This window comes from Ruegeria sp. CJ3, assembly GCF_056536725.1.
On sequence record NZ_JBQFQE010000002.1, the window covers coordinates 260030 to 277940 of the forward strand.

Annotated in this window: 18 protein-coding genes and 2 tRNA genes; 14 read left to right on the plus strand and 6 right to left on the minus strand. The window is 60.9% G+C overall.

Translation table 11 applies throughout. The features are described 5' to 3' along the window. Positions 1-2: 2 nt before the first annotated feature. The gene (mraZ, locus tag ACR0J1_RS04390) at positions 3-506 is read right to left on the minus strand and encodes a division/cell wall cluster transcriptional repressor MraZ (RefSeq protein ID WP_480730849.1); all 504 of its coding nucleotides are present in this window, start codon (positions 504-506) and stop codon (positions 3-5) included. A 902-nt stretch (positions 507-1408) separates the two neighbouring features. On the opposite strand from mraZ, the gene ACR0J1_RS04395 reads away from it, so the two are divergent. Then, complete coding sequence (locus tag ACR0J1_RS04395) at positions 1409-1633, plus strand: DUF1127 domain-containing protein (protein ID WP_480730851.1); 225 nt, start codon at positions 1409-1411, stop codon at positions 1631-1633. Between the two features lie 410 nt (positions 1634-2043). Here the strand turns inward: ACR0J1_RS04395 and ACR0J1_RS04400 are convergent, their stop codons facing one another. After that, a complete protein-coding gene (locus ACR0J1_RS04400) occupies positions 2044-4440 on the minus strand; it encodes an ATP-dependent helicase (RefSeq protein WP_480730853.1) in 2397 nt (798 codons plus the stop codon). 168 nt (positions 4441-4608) lie between these two features. Between ACR0J1_RS04400 and ACR0J1_RS04405 the strand changes: the two genes are divergently transcribed. The 3 genes from ACR0J1_RS04405 (at position 4609) to ACR0J1_RS04415 (ending at position 10592) form a co-directional block, all read left to right on the plus strand. Next, the gene (locus ACR0J1_RS04405; protein WP_480730855.1) at positions 4609-6396 is read left to right on the plus strand and encodes a sensor domain-containing diguanylate cyclase; all 1788 of its coding nucleotides are present in this window, start codon (positions 4609-4611) and stop codon (positions 6394-6396) included. A gap of 300 nt (positions 6397-6696) precedes the next feature. Continuing rightward, a complete protein-coding gene (locus ACR0J1_RS04410) occupies positions 6697-10134 on the plus strand; it encodes a pyruvate carboxylase (protein ID WP_480730857.1) in 3438 nt (1145 codons plus the stop codon). A 74-nt stretch (positions 10135-10208) separates the two neighbouring features. Continuing rightward, on the plus strand, positions 10209-10592 hold the full coding sequence (locus tag ACR0J1_RS04415) for an MAPEG family protein (RefSeq protein ID WP_480730859.1): 384 nt from the start codon (positions 10209-10211) through the stop codon (positions 10590-10592). A gap of 13 nt (positions 10593-10605) precedes the next feature. On the opposite strand, the gene ACR0J1_RS04420 is transcribed toward ACR0J1_RS04415, so the two are convergent. Continuing rightward, positions 10606-10749: a hypothetical protein gene (locus ACR0J1_RS04420; RefSeq protein WP_480730861.1), complete on the minus strand. Its 144-nt coding sequence runs from the start codon at positions 10747-10749 to the stop codon at positions 10606-10608. A gap of 149 nt (positions 10750-10898) precedes the next feature. On the opposite strand from ACR0J1_RS04420, the gene ACR0J1_RS04425 reads away from it, so the two are divergent. The 4 genes from ACR0J1_RS04425 (at position 10899) to ACR0J1_RS04440 (ending at position 12673) form a co-directional block, all read left to right on the plus strand. Beyond that, positions 10899-10973 (plus strand) — tRNA-Gly (locus ACR0J1_RS04425). 33 nt (positions 10974-11006) lie between these two features. Then, positions 11007-11081 (plus strand) — tRNA-Gly (locus ACR0J1_RS04430). Between the two features lie 83 nt (positions 11082-11164). Beyond that, positions 11165-12031 (plus strand): GNAT family N-acetyltransferase, encoded by an 867-nt coding sequence (locus tag ACR0J1_RS04435; protein ID WP_480730863.1) that lies wholly within the window; start codon positions 11165-11167, stop codon positions 12029-12031. A 42-nt stretch (positions 12032-12073) separates the two neighbouring features. Then, positions 12074-12673 (plus strand): hypothetical protein, encoded by a 600-nt coding sequence (locus ACR0J1_RS04440; protein WP_480730865.1) that lies wholly within the window; start codon positions 12074-12076, stop codon positions 12671-12673. A 7-nt stretch (positions 12674-12680) separates the two neighbouring features. On the opposite strand, the gene ACR0J1_RS04445 is transcribed toward ACR0J1_RS04440, so the two are convergent. Continuing rightward, entirely contained in the window at positions 12681-12920 is a 240-nt protein-coding gene (locus ACR0J1_RS04445) for an Lrp/AsnC family transcriptional regulator (RefSeq protein ID WP_010442612.1), read from the minus strand. Positions 12921-13074: 154 nt separating this feature from the next. Between ACR0J1_RS04445 and hisB the strand changes: the two genes are divergently transcribed. Further along, the gene (gene hisB / locus ACR0J1_RS04450) at positions 13075-13662 is read left to right on the plus strand and encodes an imidazoleglycerol-phosphate dehydratase HisB (RefSeq protein ID WP_480730867.1); all 588 of its coding nucleotides are present in this window, start codon (positions 13075-13077) and stop codon (positions 13660-13662) included. Beyond that, positions 13663-14301 carry an imidazole glycerol phosphate synthase subunit HisH gene (hisH, locus tag ACR0J1_RS04455; RefSeq protein WP_480730869.1) on the plus strand — a complete coding sequence of 213 codons (639 nt, stop codon included), beginning with the start codon at positions 13663-13665 and terminating at the stop codon, positions 14299-14301. 4 nt (positions 14302-14305) lie between these two features. Here hisH and ACR0J1_RS04460 read toward each other — a convergent pair whose 3' ends face one another. Next, positions 14306-14707 (minus strand): DUF2147 domain-containing protein, encoded by a 402-nt coding sequence (locus ACR0J1_RS04460; RefSeq protein WP_480531221.1) that lies wholly within the window; start codon positions 14705-14707, stop codon positions 14306-14308. A gap of 134 nt (positions 14708-14841) precedes the next feature. On the opposite strand from ACR0J1_RS04460, the gene hisA reads away from it, so the two are divergent. Next, positions 14842-15561: a 1-(5-phosphoribosyl)-5-[(5-phosphoribosylamino)methylideneamino]imidazole-4-carboxamide isomerase gene (gene hisA, locus ACR0J1_RS04465; RefSeq protein ID WP_480730870.1), complete on the plus strand. Its 720-nt coding sequence runs from the start codon at positions 14842-14844 to the stop codon at positions 15559-15561. Between the two features lies 1 nt (position 15562). Here hisA and ACR0J1_RS04470 read toward each other — a convergent pair whose 3' ends face one another. Next, the gene (locus ACR0J1_RS04470; protein WP_480730872.1) at positions 15563-16009 is read right to left on the minus strand and encodes a DUF302 domain-containing protein; all 447 of its coding nucleotides are present in this window, start codon (positions 16007-16009) and stop codon (positions 15563-15565) included. A 121-nt stretch (positions 16010-16130) separates the two neighbouring features. On the opposite strand from ACR0J1_RS04470, the gene hisF reads away from it, so the two are divergent. The 3 genes from hisF (at position 16131) to ACR0J1_RS04485 (ending at position 17842) form a co-directional block, all read left to right on the plus strand. Then, positions 16131-16892: an imidazole glycerol phosphate synthase subunit HisF gene (gene hisF, locus ACR0J1_RS04475; protein WP_480530064.1), complete on the plus strand. Its 762-nt coding sequence runs from the start codon at positions 16131-16133 to the stop codon at positions 16890-16892. Further along, on the plus strand, positions 16889-17206 hold the full coding sequence (locus ACR0J1_RS04480) for a phosphoribosyl-ATP diphosphatase (RefSeq protein WP_480730874.1): 318 nt from the start codon (positions 16889-16891) through the stop codon (positions 17204-17206). The genes hisF and ACR0J1_RS04480 overlap by 4 nt, the downstream gene beginning before the upstream one ends. 69 nt (positions 17207-17275) lie before the next feature. Continuing rightward, positions 17276-17842 carry a hypothetical protein gene (locus tag ACR0J1_RS04485; RefSeq protein WP_480730876.1) on the plus strand — a complete coding sequence of 189 codons (567 nt, stop codon included), beginning with the start codon at positions 17276-17278 and terminating at the stop codon, positions 17840-17842. The last annotated feature ends 69 nt before the right edge of the window (positions 17843-17911 follow it).

The window sequence follows — 17911 nt, forward strand, 5'->3', positions numbered from 1 at the left end:
CGTCACCCATCCCCGATGCCGTCAAGATACTGCATCGGATCGAAATCCTCGGGCAGATCGTCGAGCCATTCCTCGGTCGCGGCCAGTTCGTCGGCCTCGTAAGTCTCGGGTTTCCAGATCTGGAAGGTGTCCCCGGCGGCGATAAAGAACGCCTCGCCCTCAAGGCCGATCTTGGTGCGCAGCTTGGCGGGCAGGACCAGACGGCCGGTCTCATCAACATTGGTCGGGAAGGACTGACCGTGGAACAGCCGCTGCAGCATCCGGCGCTGCATCGAACCACGCGGCAGAGCATCGATCTTGGCGTCGACCTCGTCAATCGCCTGCATAGTATAACATTCAAGGTATTTGCGGCGGTGGTCGCCATAGACAATCACCAGTTCAGGATTGTCACCGGGCTGCCAGTTGGGATCCGAGGCCTCAAGCACACGGCGAAACGAGGCCGGGATCGAGACCCTGCCCTTCGTATCCACCTTATGCTGGCTTTCGCCTCTAAACCTGCGCGCCAAGACGACTGTCCCTTTCGCTTGCGCCCCACCTGAAATTCACGTTCCCCCCGGAAGTAAAAACGGCGGGTTGATCTGCTGCCACTGATCAACCCGCCGCATTGACCCGCTGAGCGGGATGTCCAGCTGCGCGCGCCACCTGGGGGGATGTCTGCTCGCCCGCGCGCCGGATCTGTTGAGTGATGAAAGCGAGATGCCTGTATGAAACCTTTTTTATCTTTTTTGGTTCGGGGTCGTTTGGTGCCCCTTAACTGTCCTCGCCCTCATCGGGTATCTAAGGGATGCCATGGGAAATCATGGAAATCAACAACAATTTTGCATGCCGAGATGCGATTCAGGGCGCGAGTCAAGGTTAAATTACAGTGAGACCACTATGAATACCCCATAAATAGATATTCACCCAACCAACACCACTATATATACGCCCATTTCAACCAAACTCTTCTATCCCATAATTTCCCAATAAATCTGTTTTTTGCCTGAAACACATCTCTCAAGCTGCAAGAATCCGATCAACAGACTCGAATCGCACCCCGATTCAGCCCCTTTCCCGCAGCAAGCCCATGCTTTCCCATGCCAACCTCATCACCCACTCCGGGCGATCACCGAGGTGTATCTCCGCCCGCAGATGCGGCCTCAAGCTGCTCAATCCTGCGCCAGTAGCGCTGAAAGGATAAGCAGCGCTTGCACCCCCTGCCGAGACACCAAACACCGCCCCGCAATGAAAAACCTATATTTTCAAGGCAATTATTCCGCTGCCGCCGAAAATCCCGACAATCCATGCGCTTGCTGCATAGCGGCATTGACGATACGGGCTATTGTGCGACTGCAGCATTTACCTATTTTCACTCTCAACCAAGCGCCGGTTCACACTGGCAGCCGCAAGAAATGAATGGATGATGAAGATGGCACTCGCAAGCACACAGACAGCCCTGAAGGACGCACCCGCGTTTGGCATCGCTGCGCTGATCGAAACCGCAAAGACCCGGATCGCGCGTTATCGCCTGTATCGCCAGACGGTGAACGAGCTGTCGGAACTGTCCGACCGCGAACTGGGTGATCTGGGCCTGCACCGCTCGATGATCCGCAGGCTGGCCATCCAGGCCACCGACGACCTCATGCCGCTGTAAGCGCGGCACTGACATACCGAGATCAGGTCCACCCTCCTCCCTTTCGGACCTGTATTTCAGCGGCAACGTCTCTCCTCCTCCCTGACGTTGCCGCACCCTATACCGGCCCTGACCGCCGGAACCTGACACATCGGGGCCTCCTCCTCCCTGCCCTGATGTTGAAAGCGCGCGGCGATGTCCTCCTCCTCCCTGACATCGCCGCGTCTTCCTCATACCGGGCTCAAACCCGGGTTCAGATACATCGGGGCTTCCTCCTCCCTGCCCAGATGTAGAAAAGAACGGCGGTTCCCCTTCCTCCTCCCTGGGAACCGCCGTTTCTCTTTTCCAGAACCAAAAAAGCAGGGCGCAAACACACCCTGCTTCTTCTGTTCAAAAATACTTCGGAGCGCGAGGCAGAGCCTCGCAAAAAGTCAAAACGGCACGTCGTCCTTGGCCGTCAGAAACCGCGAGACCACCTTCTTCACCCCAGCCTTGTCGAAATCGACCTCGACCTTGTCGCCCTCGATGCCGATCACCCCGCCATAGCCGAACTTCTGGTGAAACACCCGCTCGCCCAGCGTGAAGCTGGCCACCGCCGTCGCATCAATCACCGTATTGCGGCTTTCCTTGGGCTGAGACATCCCGTACTGCCCCTGCCGCGCCTGCATCCGCTTCCAGCCGGGCGAGTTATAGACATTCGCCTCCGCCGCACGGGTCTCGATACTGGCCGCAACCTGCCCGCCGCCATAAAGCCCCGGAGGCGTCAGAACCTCAACATGATCCTCGGGCAGTTCATCGATAAAGCGCGAGGGCATCGAATTCTGCCACTGCCCAAACACCCGCCGGTTGGCCGCAAAGGAAATAGTACAGACCTCTTCCGCGCGGGTGATGCCCACATAGGCCAGCCGCCGCTCCTCTTCCAAACCCTTCAGCCCGGATTCGTCCATCGAGCGCTGAGACGGGAACAACCCGTCCTCCCACCCCGGCAGGAACACGGCGGGAAACTCCAGCCCCTTGGCCGCGTGTAGCGTCATGATCGAGACCTTGGCCCCGTCGCCGTCCTGCTCATTGTCCATCACCAGACTGACATGCTCCAGAAACCCTTGCAGGTTCTCGAAATTGTCCAACTGGTTGACCAGTTCCTTGAGGTTCTCCAACCGCCCCGGTGCTTCGGGCGTCTTTTCGTTTTGCCAGTGCCCGGTGTAACCGGATTCGTCCAACACGATCTGCGCCAGTTCGATATGCGTATGCTCGGGCGCGCCATAGCGGATGGGTGAGACGCCATCGTCGATCACTGTGTCATCATCCACCTCGATCCGAGGCCCCCGCGTCATCACGTTCCACCGCGCCAGACCGTCGATCAATTCGCGCAGCGCCTTGCCGCCTTTGCCCTTGATCAGACCATTCTCGACGGCGATCCGCGCGCCCTCGACCAAGGAGACGCCGTTTTCCCGCGCCACCACCTGAATCGTCTGTTGCGCCTTGTCGCCAAGACCGCGTTTGGGCGTGTTCACGATCCGCTCGAAGGCCAGGTCATCCTCGGGGCTGACCACCAGCCGGAAATAGGCCATGGCATCGCGAATCTCCATCCGCTCATAGAACCGAGGGCCACCGATCACCTTGTACGGCAGGCCGATGGTCAGAAACCGATCCTCAAACGCCCGCATCTGGTGCGAGGCGCGCACGAGAATCGCCATCTCATCGAGGTTCATCGGCCGCACGCCCCGCGTACCGCCCTGCATCGCGTCGATTTCCTCGCCGATCCAGCGCGCCTCTTCCTCGCCATCCCAATGGCCGATCAGCCGAACCTTTTCGCCTTCTTCACGGTCGGTCCAAAGCTCTTTGCCCAAACGGCTTTCATTGCCGCGAATGACATTCGACGCAGCCGCCAGAATATGCGGGGTCGAGCGATAGTTCTGTTCCAGCCGCACCACGAAAGCGCCGGGAAAATCCTTCTCAAACCGCAGGATGTTACCCACCTCGGCCCCGCGCCAGCCATAGATCGACTGATCGTCATCGCCGACGCAGCAGATATTCTTGTGCCCCCCCGCCAGCAGGCGCAGCCAGAGATACTGGGCGACGTTGGTATCCTGATATTCGTCCACGAGGATGTAGCGGAACCAGCGCTGATATTGCTCCAGCACATCCGGGTGGGTCTGGAAGATTGTCACCATATGAAGCAGCAGGTCGCCGAAATCCACCGCGTTCAACTCGCGTAGGCGGGTCTGGTATTGGGCGTACAGCTCGATACCCTTGTGATTGAAAGCCCCCGCATCTGCGGCTGGCACCTTGTCAGGCGTCAGGGCGCGATTCTTCCAGTCGTCAATGATGCCGGCCAGCATCCGCGCGGGCCAGCGTTTATCATCAATGTTGGCAGCTTGGGTCAGTTGTTTCAGCAGCCGCTTCTGGTCGTCTGTGTCCAGAATGGTGAAGTTGGACTTCAAACCCACTAGTTCCGCGTGACGCCGCAGCAGCTTGACGCAGATCGCATGGAATGTGCCCAGCCATGGCATCCCCTCGGCGGGGCGTCCCAGCATCCGGCCCACGCGCTGTTTCATCTCGCGCGCGGCTTTGTTGGTGAAAGTCACGGCCAGGATTTCATTCTCGCGCACCCGATGGGTTCTGAGCAGATGCGTGATCCGCGCAGTCAGCGCCTTGGTCTTGCCCGTCCCGGCCCCCGCCAGCATCAGTACCGGGCCATCCAGCCGTTCGACCGCCTCGCGCTGTGCAGGGTTGAGGTCGTTCAGATAGTCTGCCGAGGCCGCAGGCATCGCCCGCGCCGACAGCGATGCGCCTTCGAAGGCGTCCATTTCGTCAAAACTGCTCATGGGCCCAAACTACGCCGGATCAGCGCCGAGGGGAAGGGTTTGTTCACGGCTTGTTCGCGCTCAATTTCATAAAATTCCGCGACCGGGTAGCCCCGGCATGGTCGCGCCTTAACGATTTTTCAAAGAAAACCCCCGACCCTCTGGGCAGGAGCATATGGGGATTGGTCGGTGGACGGACAAAAGAAAGAAACTCTGGCGCGTGTATTTGTACGTTTGATCACGGGCGTGGGTCTGTTGTGTGTTGTCGGGCTTGCCGGGTGGATCTCGGTCAAAGGGGCCGATCCCCTGGTCGATCGCATGATCGAGGCCGAGGTGCGGCACCGGGCCGAGGTCTGGGAAAGCCATATCTCGGTACTGATGCCCGATTTTCAGCTTGAGTTCTCGACCGGCCAGATCAATCCGGACGAGGCTGCCATCCTCAAGCGGTTTCTGGGGGCGACGGATGTGTTCCGGATGCAGGTCTATGATGCGACCGGGCGCGCCATCTGGTCCTCGGCCGGGCCGCACAGCCATGCGCCCGCGCTGACGGTCGATCGCCGCGACGACACGCTGAAAGGGCGCATTTTCTACGCTCTGTCGCAGAAATCCGCGCTTGAGGTGCTGCACGCCGAGACCGCCGCGCTCAACCGGTCGGACCAGACCCGGGACGTGGCCGAGACGGTGGCGCCGGTCACCAATGGCGGGGCCTATCTGGGCGCGGTGCAGTTCTTTACCGATGTCAGCGACCTGCGGGTCGCCTTTCTAGGCCAGATCCGCCCGCTGCTGGCGCTGGTCGGCTGCCTGATGATCGGCACCATCCTGACGGTTGCGGCGGTGGTGTTTCGCAGCAACCGGCTGCAGTTGCGCAGCCTGAAAAACCGCGCGATCAAAGAACGGGAATTGATGGACGATCAGTTGCGGCTGGCGCGCGAGGTGCGGCTGTTGGGAGAGCTGAACGAATGGCTGCAATCCAGCCGCTCTCTGGACGAACTCTTTGACATGGTGTCACGGTTCATGACCCATATCCTGCCCGAGGCCGAGGGCAGCGTGTATGTCTATTCCAACTCGCGCGATGTGCTGGATGGCTGCGCCAGTTGGAATGGCGGGACGCACAAGGCGCATATCCACCCCGAGGGGTGCTGGGGCCTGCGCCGCGGGCGGACCTATGAATTCGGAGCCTCCGAGATTGATTTTGTCTGCGAACATGCGGAACCGCATGACGGGCGACCCTATTTCTGCTTTCCGATTTTGGCCCATGGCGAGACGGTGGGCCTGCTGCATCTGCGTGCCCATGAGGGCCGCGACGCGGCGTTTCACGACAGCAAGAAACTGGCTCAGCTTTGCGCAGAACAGATCAGCATCGCGATCGCAAATGTGCGGATGCGCGACCAGTTGCATGACCAGTCGGTGCGCGACCCGCTGACCGGGCTGTTCAACCGTCGCCACATGACCGAGACCTTGCGCAAGGCGATCAGCCGCAGTCAGCAGACCGGTGCGGCGCTGAGCCTGATTGCGGTGGATGTGGATCATTTCAAGAAATTCAACGACACGCACGGACATGACGCGGGCGATATGGTTCTGCGTGCAGTGGGCTCGGCACTGGAACAAGGGTGCGACCGGGATGAGATCGCCTGCCGCATCGGCGGGGAAGAGTTCATGCTGATCCTGCCCGACAACAGCCCCGATGATGCCATGACCCGCGCCGAGCAGTTGCGACAGGCGGTCGAGGCGGTCTCGGTCCGGTACGGCGAGAAGTCGCTGCCACGCATCACCATCTCGGTCGGGGTGGCGCATTATCCGGTGCATGGGGCCATGCCGCAGGATCTGATGCGGGCCGCGGATGACGCGCTTTATGCCGCCAAGGACAAGGGGCGCAATCAGGTCCAGGTGGCCCGGTCCGGCGCGGATGCGGAGAGACCGATCGGGGCCGCTGACAGGCCCGCAAAGGCCCTGCGCCCTCCGACCTCGGCGGCCTGAAGGGACCAGTCACAGGCGTCGTGCCCGGCAGGATCGGACTGGCGGGGCTTCCTATGTCTGGCAGCGAATCGCGCGGCCCCCCGGTGGGGCGTCTAACGGGTGCCCCGGATGCGCCGCGTGGGATATCAAGCAACAAAAATACAACAATTCATGCTGCGGCGCAGCAAACGCAAAGGTAATGCTTCACCACACGGCGTTTGCGAGCGATAACATGCCGGTTCTACCCAGAAGGGCTGATATACGGGCGCGTATTGTCCGTCTATTGAGGACACACAGCTAAGAAGACCCCGGGGGCGTGAGATGACAGAGTTTAACAAGATCCTGATTGCCAATCGGGGCGAGATTGCCATTCGTGTAATGCGGGCGGCAAATGAAATGGGAAAGCGCACTGTTGCGGTCTTTGCCGAGGAAGACAAGCTGGGGCTGCACCGGTTCAAGGCGGATGAGGCCTATCGCATCGGTGCCGATCTGGGGCCCGTGGCCGCCTATCTGTCGATTGACGAGATCATTCGGGTCGCCAAGGAATGCGGTGCGGATGCGATCCATCCCGGTTACGGCCTGCTGTCGGAAAACCCTGAATTCGTTGATGCCTGTACGCAGAACGGCATCACCTTTATCGGCCCCAAGGCCGAGACCATGCGCGCCCTGGGCGACAAGGCCAGCGCACGCAAGGTGGCGATGGCCGCCGACGTGCCGGTGATCCCGGCGACCGAGGTGCTGGGCGACGACATGGACGCGATCAGGGCCGAAGCGGCCGAGATCGGATACCCTCTGATGCTGAAGGCCAGCTGGGGCGGTGGCGGGCGCGGGATGCGTCCGATCCTGTCCGAAGACGAGCTGGAGGAAAAGGTACTGGAAGGCCGTCGCGAGGCCGAAGCCGCCTTTGGCAATGGCGAAGGCTATCTGGAAAAGATGATCACCCGCGCCCGCCACGTCGAGGTTCAGATCCTCGGAGACAAGCATGGCGAGATTTATCATCTCTATGAACGCGACTGCTCGGTCCAGCGGCGCAACCAGAAGGTCGTGGAACGGGCCCCTGCCCCCTATCTGACCGACGATCAGCGGGCCGAGCTTTGCGAGCTGGGCCGCCGCATCTGCGCCCATGTAAACTATGAATGCGCGGGGACCGTCGAATTCCTGATGGATATGAACACCGGCAAGTTCTACTTCATCGAGGTGAACCCGCGCGTGCAGGTCGAACATACCGTCACCGAAGAGGTCACCGGTATCGACATCGTGCAGGCGCAGATTCTGATCGCCGAGGGCAAGACCCTGGCCGAGGCCACCGGCAAAGCCAGCCAGGAAGACATCCGCCTGAACGGCCACGCGCTGCAGACCCGGGTGACAACCGAAGATCCGCTGAACAATTTCATCCCCGACTATGGCCGCATCACCGCCTATCGCTCGGCCACCGGTATGGGCATCCGGCTGGATGGTGGCACCGCTTATGCGGGGGGCGTGATCACGCGCTACTACGACTCGCTGCTGACCAAGGTCACCGCCTGGGCGCCTACCCCCGAGAAAGCGATTGCGCGCATGGACCGCGCGCTGCGGGAATTCCGTGTGCGGGGCGTCAGCACCAACATCGCCTTTGTCGAGAACCTGCTGAAACACCCGACCTTCCTGTCGAACGAATACACCACCAAGTTCATCGACGAGACGCCGGACCTTTTCCGTTTTAAGAAGCGTCGCGACCGAGGCACCAAGGTTCTGACCTATATCGCGGATATCACGGTGAACGGGCATCCCGAGACCAAGGACCGCCCGATGCCCCGCCCTGATCTGAAAGAGGCGCGCCCGCCGGCATTGAAGTCCGAACCGCGGATGGGCACCCGCAACCTGCTGGAGCAGAAGGGCCCGCAGGCCGTGGCCGACTGGATGAAGGCGCAACGGCAGTTGCTGATCACCGACACCACGATGCGCGACGGTCATCAGTCGCTGCTGGCAACGCGGATGCGGTCGATCGACATGATCAAGATCGCGCCCAGCTATGCCGCCAACCTACCGCAGCTGTTCAGCGTCGAATGCTGGGGCGGTGCGACCTTTGATGTGGCCTATCGGTTCCTGCAGGAATGCCCATGGCAGCGCCTGCGTGATCTGCGCGAGGCAATGCCGAACCTGATGACCCAGATGCTGCTGCGTGGCGCAAACGGGGTTGGGTACACCAACTATCCCGACAATGTGGTGCAGGAATTCGTCCGCGAGGCGTCGCAGAATATCGACGTGTTCCGCGTGTTTGACTCGTTGAACTGGGTGGAAAACATGCGGGTGGCGATGGACGCGGTCGTCGAAAACGGCAAAATCTGTGAAGGGACGGTTTGCTATACCGGTGACATTCTGGACCCGGATCGCGCCAAATATGACCTGAAGTACTATGTCGGCATGGCGAAAGAACTGCGCGATGCAGGTGCGCATGTACTGGGTCTGAAAGACATGGCCGGTCTGCTGAAACCGGCCTCGGCCCGTATTCTGATCCGCGCGCTGAAGGAGGAGGTCGGCCTGCCGATCCACTTCCACACCCACGATACTGCCGGCATCGCCAGCGCCACCATTCTGGCCGCGTCCGAGGCGGGCGTGGACGCGGTGGATTGCGCGATGGATGCGTTCTCGGGCAACACGTCTCAGGCAACTCTGGGCACGGTGGTCGAGGCGCTGCGCCATACCGAGCGTGACACCGGGCTGGACATCAAGGCCATCCGCGAGATCAGCGACTATTTCGAGGCGGTGCGCGGCCAGTACGCGGCGTTCGAATCCGGCCTGCAGGCCCCCGCGTCCGAGGTCTATCTGCACGAGATGCCGGGCGGTCAGTTCACCAACCTCAAGGCACAGGCCCGCAGCCTTGGGCTTGAGGAGCGCTGGCACGAAGTGGCCCAGATGTATGCGGACGTGAACCAGATGTTCGGCGATATCGTGAAGGTGACGCCCTCATCCAAGGTGGTCGGTGACATGGCGCTGATGATGGTCAGCCAGGGCCTGACCCGTGACGATGTGGAAAACCCGACCAGCGATGTGGCCTTCCCCGACTCGGTCATCGACATGATGCGTGGCAATTTGGGGCAACCCCCGGGTGGGTTCCCTGATACGATCATCCGGAAGGTGCTGAAAGACGAGGCCCCCAACACCGAGCGCCCCGGCAAGGACGTCGCGGCGGTCGATCTTGAGGCAACGCGCGCTGATCTGTCCAAGCAGCTAGAAGGCAAAGAGGTCGATGACGAGGACCTGAACGGCTACCTGATGTATCCCAAGGTGTTTCTGGACTATATGGGCCGCCATCGGACCTATGGCCCGGTCCGCGCCCTGCCAACGCGCACCTTCTTCTACGGCATGGAGCCCGGTGAAGAGATCACCGCCGAAATTGATCCGGGCAAGACGCTGGAAATCCGCTGTCAGGCGGTTGGCGAGACGGATGAAAACGGCGAGGTTCGCGTGTTCTTCGAACTCAACGGCCAACCCCGCGTGATCCGGGTGCCGAACCGTCTGGTCAAGGCCTCGACGGCACAGCGTCCAAAGGCCGAGGTTGGCAATCCCAACCACATCGGCGCACCGATGCCCGGCGTGGTTGCAACCGTGGCCGTGACGGCAGGCCAAGAGGTCAAGGAAGGCGATCTGCTGCTGACCATCGAGGCGATGAAGATGGAAACCGGCATCCATGCCGAGCGCGACGCGGTGGTCAAAGCCGTCCATATCCAGCCCGGTGGCCAGATTGACGCCAAGGACCTGCTGGTCGAACTGGAATAAACGCAATATCGTTTTGCAGATCACGGGGGCCGCGCGGGCAACTGCGCGGCCTTTTCACCCTCAGAGGAAGCCCCATGCTGACCATCACCCCTGTTTACGCCGCGCTGATCGCACTCCTGTTTGTTGCGCTCAGTGTGAATGTCATCCTGCAACGGCGTCGGGGTAAAATCTCGGTCGGGGATCACGGTGACAAGGCGATGATCAAAGCGATGCGAACACATGCGAACTGCGCCGAATACGCGCCCTTTGCGCTGCTGCTGATCGCGATGGTCGAGTTGCAGGGCGCGGGCGGCTGGCTGGTGAACCTGTTGGGGCTGATGCTGTTGGCGGGGCGACTGCTGCACGCCTATGGGTTCGGCAAGACGCCGCAAATCATCATCCTGCGGCAGATCGGCATGGGGCTGACATTCACGGCCATCCTGATCGCAGCCATTGCGGGCCTTGTTCTGGCGCTCTGACAGCAGCCCGAGATTACCCTACCCGATCCTGCATCTGCGCGTGTTCCATGCTGATCGCGCGCCCGCCGTCCTGGTGGGTTTCAGATTTCGACGCCACCATGACCAGAACAATCATGACGCCCAAGGCCACTGCCTTGATGTCCGAGATACTGAACATTGTTTCATCACCCCTCTGTGCGTGTTTACGTTCTATTGGCTCTTGAACGTTGGCAGCGCGGGTTTCCGTCGGAAGAAATTTGCCAGCGTCCGGCATTTTCCTCTTGCAGGCCAGCGTGGGACTTTATACATCCCTCCTCACTCAACGGCGCGGGCGTAGCTCAGGGGTAGAGCATAACCTTGCCAAGGTTAGGGTCGGGCGTTCGAATCGCCTCGCCCGCTCCATTGAGAGGTCTTTGGACCGACATAGTATCTGATGCGGGCGTAGCTCAGGGGTAGAGCATAACCTTGCCAAGGTTAGGGTCGGGCGTTCGAATCGCCTCGCCCGCTCCAGATACCAACCTTTCCCGAACATGCTGGTTCTTTTGGTGGGCTTGCGCCATGCTGGCTGCAACGCAGATTGCAAGGCTACGCTCATGTCGGATTATGTCATTCGCCCCCTCACCGCCGCCGAAGTGCAGCACGCCGTCGATTGGGCGGGCCGCGAGGGGTGGAATCCGGGTGTCCACGATGCCGAGTGTTTTCGCCCGACGGACCCCGATGGGTTTCTGGGTGGGTTTCTGGATGGCGAGATGATCGCCTCGGTCTCGGCGGTGAACTATGACGATGCCTTCTCGTTTCTGGGGTTCTACATCGTGAAGCCCGAGTTTCGACACCACGGCCATGGGCTTGAGATCGCAGGCCATGCGTTGGCCCATTGCAAGGGCCGCAATATGGGTCTGGATGGGGTGGTCGAGCAGCAGGACAACTACCGCAAGTCCGGGTTTACCTTTGCCTATAACAACTATCGTTTTGGCGGGACAAAACGCGGGATTCTGGCCGCGCTCGGGGCGCAACCGTCGATGCGGGTTGAGGAGTTGAATAGCCTCTCGGACGATCTGGCCGCTTATGACCGGCAAATGTTTCCGGCCCCGCGCGACATATTCCTGCGCGACTGGCTGAGCGCGCCCAGCCATGCCTCGCGCGTGTTTGCCGAAGATGGGGTGATCAAGGGCTATGCGACGCTGCGCCCCTGTCAGAGCGGCTACAAGATCGGGCCGTTATTTGCGGATGACGCCGAGATTGCGCAGGCCCTGCTGGCCTCGGTCTTGCAAGCCATCCCCGACGATCACGCCGCGCATGACGTGTTCATAGACATGCCGCAGCCCAACGCCGCCGCCTTTGCGCTGGCGGATGCGCTGGGTCTGGAAAAGGTGTTTGAGACCGCGCGGATGTATTCGGATCATCAGCCGGCTATCGATCTGGATCGGATTTTCGGCGTAACGACGTTTGAATTGGGTTAAGCCCGCTAAGGGCCGCCCTACCAGAGATCCGAGGGAAATCGCATGGCAGTTCCACAGCAAAGACAGTTTCTTCTGGGGCTGGCGGAAAACCTGCCGGGCCTGAGCTTTCTGCTTCTGCTTCGTGTACATGGTGATCTGCGATTGGCCGGATGGGTCGGTGCAATTCTGGCAGGCTGTGTGTGCTTTGCCTATGCCAAGCGGGTCATCCGCCCGGATTCAATATTGGTTGGCATCAACCTGTTCATGGCAGCGATAACACCGTTGATTGAGCTGCTGTACCAGTCTGGCTACCCTGACCAGGCCCAGTTTCTGGTCCGCAACATCGACACTTTGGTATTGTGCAGCGTTCTGATGTCAGGGCTGGTTCTGACGCTTTGGACAAAGACAGGTTTCCTGTCGCATCCGTCGAAAAATCCAAAGCAAACACAGTTGTATTCCGGGATAATGCTGGCGGTCTGCACGGTTTGTGCGCTGTGGTCCTCGGCTTTCGAAGGCGATCGCTTGATCTCATTGGCCCTGCCGCTTTCGCTGCTGTTCGGGGTGCGGCACTACCTCCGCGCCCGGGCAGCCGACAAACGACCGCATGCCGGGGCCGCAATCGCAGCACCGGCAACCGGCCACTCCACGGACTCGACCACCTGATACCGGATCAGAACGCCTTGAACGTCATCGTGGTCAGGGAGCGTTCGATATTGGGAATCACCAGCAGGTTTTCGTTGATGTAATGGCCCACATCGTCGGTTTCGGGGATGTAGAGTTTCAGCAGCAGATCGTATTCGCCACTTGTCGAATAAAGCTCTGAGTGGATCTCGCGCAGGGCGATCTCTTCGGCCACCTTGTAGGTGGTGCCGGGTTTGCAGCGGATCTGGATGAAAACGCAGGTGGACATGGGCCAAGCCTTGTTGGTTCGAGTTGACCGCAGGCTGGCACGGGCGGCGTCCGTGTGCAATCCCCTGCAACAGTTTGCGGCGAAGGCCTAAAGCGGTCTGGATAGGCCGCCCGTCCGCGTCTATAAGCGCCCCTGTAGCAAAAGGAATTCGCCCATGCGCAGCGCAAAGATCAGCCGTCAGACTGCCGAGACCGAGATCTCGGTTCAGGTCAATCTGGACGGCACCGGCCAGTATGACAACCAGACCGGCGTCGGGTTCTTTGACCACATGCTGGACCAGCTGGCGCGTCATTCGCTGATCGACATGACGATCCGCGCCAAGGGTGATTATCACATCGACGATCACCACACGGTCGAGGATACCGGGATCGCGCTGGGTCAGGCCATGACGCAGGCACTGGGCGACAAGAAGGGTATCCGGCGTTATGGCGAATGCCACCTGCCTATGGACGACGCGCAGGTGCGCTGTGCGCTGGACCTGTCGGGGCGTCCGTTTTTGATCTGGAACGTGGACCTGCCGACGCAGAAAATCGGCAAATTCGACACAGAACTGGTGCGCGAGTTCTTTCAGGCGCTGGCCACCCATGGCGGCATCACGCTGCATATCGACCAGCTGCACGGCTTCAACAGTCACCACATTGCCGAAGCCGCGTTCAAGGCTGTCGCGCGGGCGCTGCGCGACGCGGTCGAGACCGATCCGCGCAAGGCGGATGCGATTCCGTCGACCAAGGGCGCGCTGTAAATGCTCACCGCCATTATTGATTACGAGAGCGGTAACCTGCACTCGGCAGAGAAGGCGTTTCAACGCATGGCCCGCGAGGTGGATGCGGGTGAGGTCGTCGTGACCTCGGACGCGGACGTCGTCGCGCGGGCGGATCGTCTGGTGCTGCCCGGAGACGGGGCCTTTCCAGCCTGCGCGGCCGAGCTGCGCGGTCACAAAGGCATTTATGACGCGATGGTTGAGGCGGTCGAGCAGAAGGGCCGTCCGTTTCTGGGTATTTGCGTGGGGATGCAGTTGATGGCCTCAAAGGGCCTCGAATACACCGAGACCGACGGGTTGGGCTGGGTTGCCGGGGATGTCGTTAAGATCGAGCCTTCGGACAGCGCGCTGAAGGTGCCGCATATGGGCTGGAACGATCTGGTATTGGAGAGCGACCATCCGGTGTTCAGTGGTGTGACATCAGGCGATCACGCCTATTTCGTGCACTCCTACCATTTCCGCGTCACCGATCCGACGCAGCGGCTGGCTTATGTGGATTATGGGCAAGAGGTCACGGCCGTGGTCGGCCGCGACACGATGGTCGGGATGCAGTTTCATCCTGAGAAAAGTCAGGATGTGGGCCTGCGGATGATCGGGAATTTCCTGACCTGGACACCCTGAAGGGTTATTCCACGCGGGTCCAGACTTGCCCGCGGCAGACCAGACCTCCGACGGCGCAGCCCTTGACGGTCAGCTTGTTCTGGCCGTCCAACGACATTTTCGAACTATAAGTCTTGTCGCGATCCGGGGCCCAGATTTTTCCATCGTCATAGCTGCCGCCGCCTTCGGGGATCATGTCCCAGATGATTTGCTTGCCGAGGTTCTCGTATTCCAGCTGCTGATTGCCGTCGGCGTCAAAGGCGCTGTCGATGGTGCCGCAGATGGCGCTGCCACACTCGGAAATCGACACATGCAGATAGCCGCCCGTATCGCCCGGAGCTGTCTTCCACAGACCGTCCACCGGATCGGCGGCCATCGCTGCGGTGGCCATTGCGGCGAAACCCGCTGCAAGAGTAAATGTCTTCATGGTTTTCTCCCTGTATTTCCGATCAGTCTGGCCCGCCAATCGGCACCGGGCAAGTCTGACTTTGCGTCGCGTTGCGCCCCTGCCCCGCCTGTGCAATATCCCGCGCGTGTAACAGTGATATAGGGCCGCCAGACATGATCCTCTACCCCGCCATCGATCTGAAAGACGGCAATGCCGTACGCCTGCTGCGTGGCGAAATGGATAAGGCCACCGTCTTTAACGAAGACCCGGCGGCGCAGGCACGTGCCTTTGTCGAGGCGGGGTGCGCGTGGCTGCATCTGGTTGACCTGAACGGCGCCTTCGCCGGAGAGCCGGTCAACGCCGCCCCGGTCGAGGCAATTTTGAAAGCCTGCGATGTTCCGGCGCAGTTGGGCGGCGGCATCCGCGACATGGCGACGATCGAGACCTGGATCGACAAGGGTTTGGCGCGGGTCATTCTGGGTACCGTCGCTGTCGAGAACCCCGATCTGGTCCGCGAAGCGGCCAAAGCCTTCCCCGGCAAGGTCGCCGTCGGCATTGACGCGCGCAACGGCATGGTCGCTACCAAGGGCTGGGCCGAAGAGACTGACGTGCAGGTTACCGATCTGGCCCGCAGCTTTGAGGATGCGGGCGTCGCGGCGATTATCTACACCGATATCAACCGCGACGGTGCGATGCAGGGTCCGAATATCGAAGCAACCGCTGCACTGGCCCGCGCCGTTTCGATACCGGTGATTGCCTCGGGCGGTGTCAGCTCTCTGGAAGACCTGATCGCGCTACGCGACTGTGGCGTCGCGCTGGACGGCGCGATATCAGGCCGCGCGCTGTATGACGGCGCGATTGACCTGTCCGAGGCCATTCGCGCCCTAAGCTGAGTTACTGCGCGGCAGCGGCGGTCAGTTTCGCCAAAGCGCCACGCATTTTTTCGATGACCGGCGATTTTTCGACCTCATCGAACTCGTCCATAGTCTCTTTCGGGTCTTCATAGATCAGCCAGACCTGCCCATCTGCGTCCTGATACGCCTGCACCTTGAGGGGCAGGAACAGCCCGGCGCGTGGGTCGATTTGCATGGCAGGCGTGCCCAGCTTGGGGTTGCCGAAGATCAGCACCTGATTGGGCGGGATCGGGGTGCCGACCTTTTCGGCGCCCGCCGCATGGTCGATACGAGCGAAGACGGTGGCGCCTGCGTTGCCAACGGCGGCTTCCAGCGCGTCCAGCGCCTCGGCCACGGATTTGTCGGTTTGTACTTTAATGATGTCGTCAGCCATGGCGGACAGGGTGCCTCCGATTGTGAAGAGTGATGCCAGCAGAAGATGTCGCATAACAGAATTCCTTTTCGTGAATTTCACCTCTAATTTCCATGGCTTCGCCGCAGATCACAATCACAAGTCTGGCATCGGCGGGGCTTTGCCGGTAGAGGTGCCCCCGAGCAAAGGACACATCATGCTGAAAACCCGCATCATTCCCTGTCTGGACGTCGCCGATGGCCGCGTGGTCAAGGGCGTGAATTTCGTCGGCCTGCGCGATGCGGGCGATCCGGTGGAATCGGCCAAGGCCTATGACGCCGCAGGCGCGGATGAGATCTGTTTTCTGGACATCCACGCCACGCATGAGAACCGGGGCACGATGTTCGATGTCGTGCAGCGCACCGCCGAACAGTGTTTCGTGCCGCTAACCGTAGGCGGCGGCGTGCGCACCAAAGATGACGTGCGCGCCCTGTTGCTGGCCGGCGCAGATAAGGTGAGCTTTAACTCGGCCGCCGTTGCGAACCCGGATGTGATTGCCGAGGCCGCCGACCAGTTCGGCAGCCAGTGCATCGTCTGCGCCATTGACGCCAAGACCGTCAGCCCCGGCAAGTGGGAGATTTTCACCCATGGTGGGCGCAAACCCACCGGCATTGATGCGGTGGAGTTCGCCAAGACCGTCGTCGCCAAGGGTGCGGGGGAAATCCTGCTGACCTCGATGGACCGGGATGGGACAAAGGCCGGGTTCAACTTGCCCCTGACCCGTGCGATTTCCGACGCCGTTGACGTGCCGGTGATCGCCTCGGGCGGCGTCGGCACTTTGGACCATCTGGTCGAGGGCGTGACCAAGGGCGGAGCCAGCGCGGTGCTGGCGGCCTCGATCTTCCATTTCGGCGAATACACCATCCGCGAGGCCAAAGAGCATATGGCCGCCGCGGGCATTCCGATGAGGCTGACATGAGCATTCTGCACGATCTGGCCGCAACGATTGAGGCCCGCAAAGGGGCGGACCCTGACAGCAGTTGGACCGCGAAACTGCTGGCCAAGGGCCCCGAGAAATGCGCCGAAAAGTTCGGCGAAGAGGCCATAGAGGCCATCATCGAAGCCGCCAAAGGGGATCGGGAAAAGCTGACCTCAGAGGCGGCGGATGTGCTCTATCACCTGCTGGTCATGCTGGCCGCCCGCGATGTGGCGCTGGATGATGTGCTGGCTGAACTGGCCCGCCGTCAGGGCATCAGCGGCATCGCGGAAAAGGCGGCGCGACCCAAAGGGTAAGCGGGTTCCTTGCGATGGTACGGCCCGCTATAGTCCGGGTTTGGATGCAGTGAGGCAAAGGGCGTGCGCATGATCAAAGCTTTGATGTTTGCCGCAGCGCTTGCGACCCTCGCCGCTTGCGCCACGCCGCCGCCATCGACGGGGAATGAGGTTCAGCGTCTGGCCTCGGAAATTCAAAGCCTTGGTCCCGACATCGATCCTGCCGAGGCGAACCGGGCCGCGCAGATCGCCTATGCCTATACGGCGCAACTGGCGCAGGAATATGAAATCACCGACCCGCCTCTGATCCACAACGCCAAGGTCAACAAGGGCCTGCGGCCACGCGGCCTGTGTTGGCATTGGGCCGAGGATATCGAGCGGCGGCTGGATCGGGAACAGTTCCGCACGCTGGAAATGCACCGCGCCATCGCCAATGCGGACAACCCCTTCCGCATCGACCACAGCACCGCCATCATCAGCCGCAAAGGCGAGAGCATGTATGAGGGCGTCGTGCTGGACCCGTGGCGCTATGGCGGGGTGCTGTATTGGGGGCCGCTGGTCGAAGATAGCCGCTATGACTGGGTCCCGCGCGAGGTGGTGCTGGAAAAGCGCCGTCAGGAACAGGCGGCGAAGCTGGCACCGCGCGCCGACGGCTGATCTGGTGCCTCTCGGCATCCGGTTCTGACCGGTTAAGGACGTCAGAGCTTATCGAAAACGGTCATACCC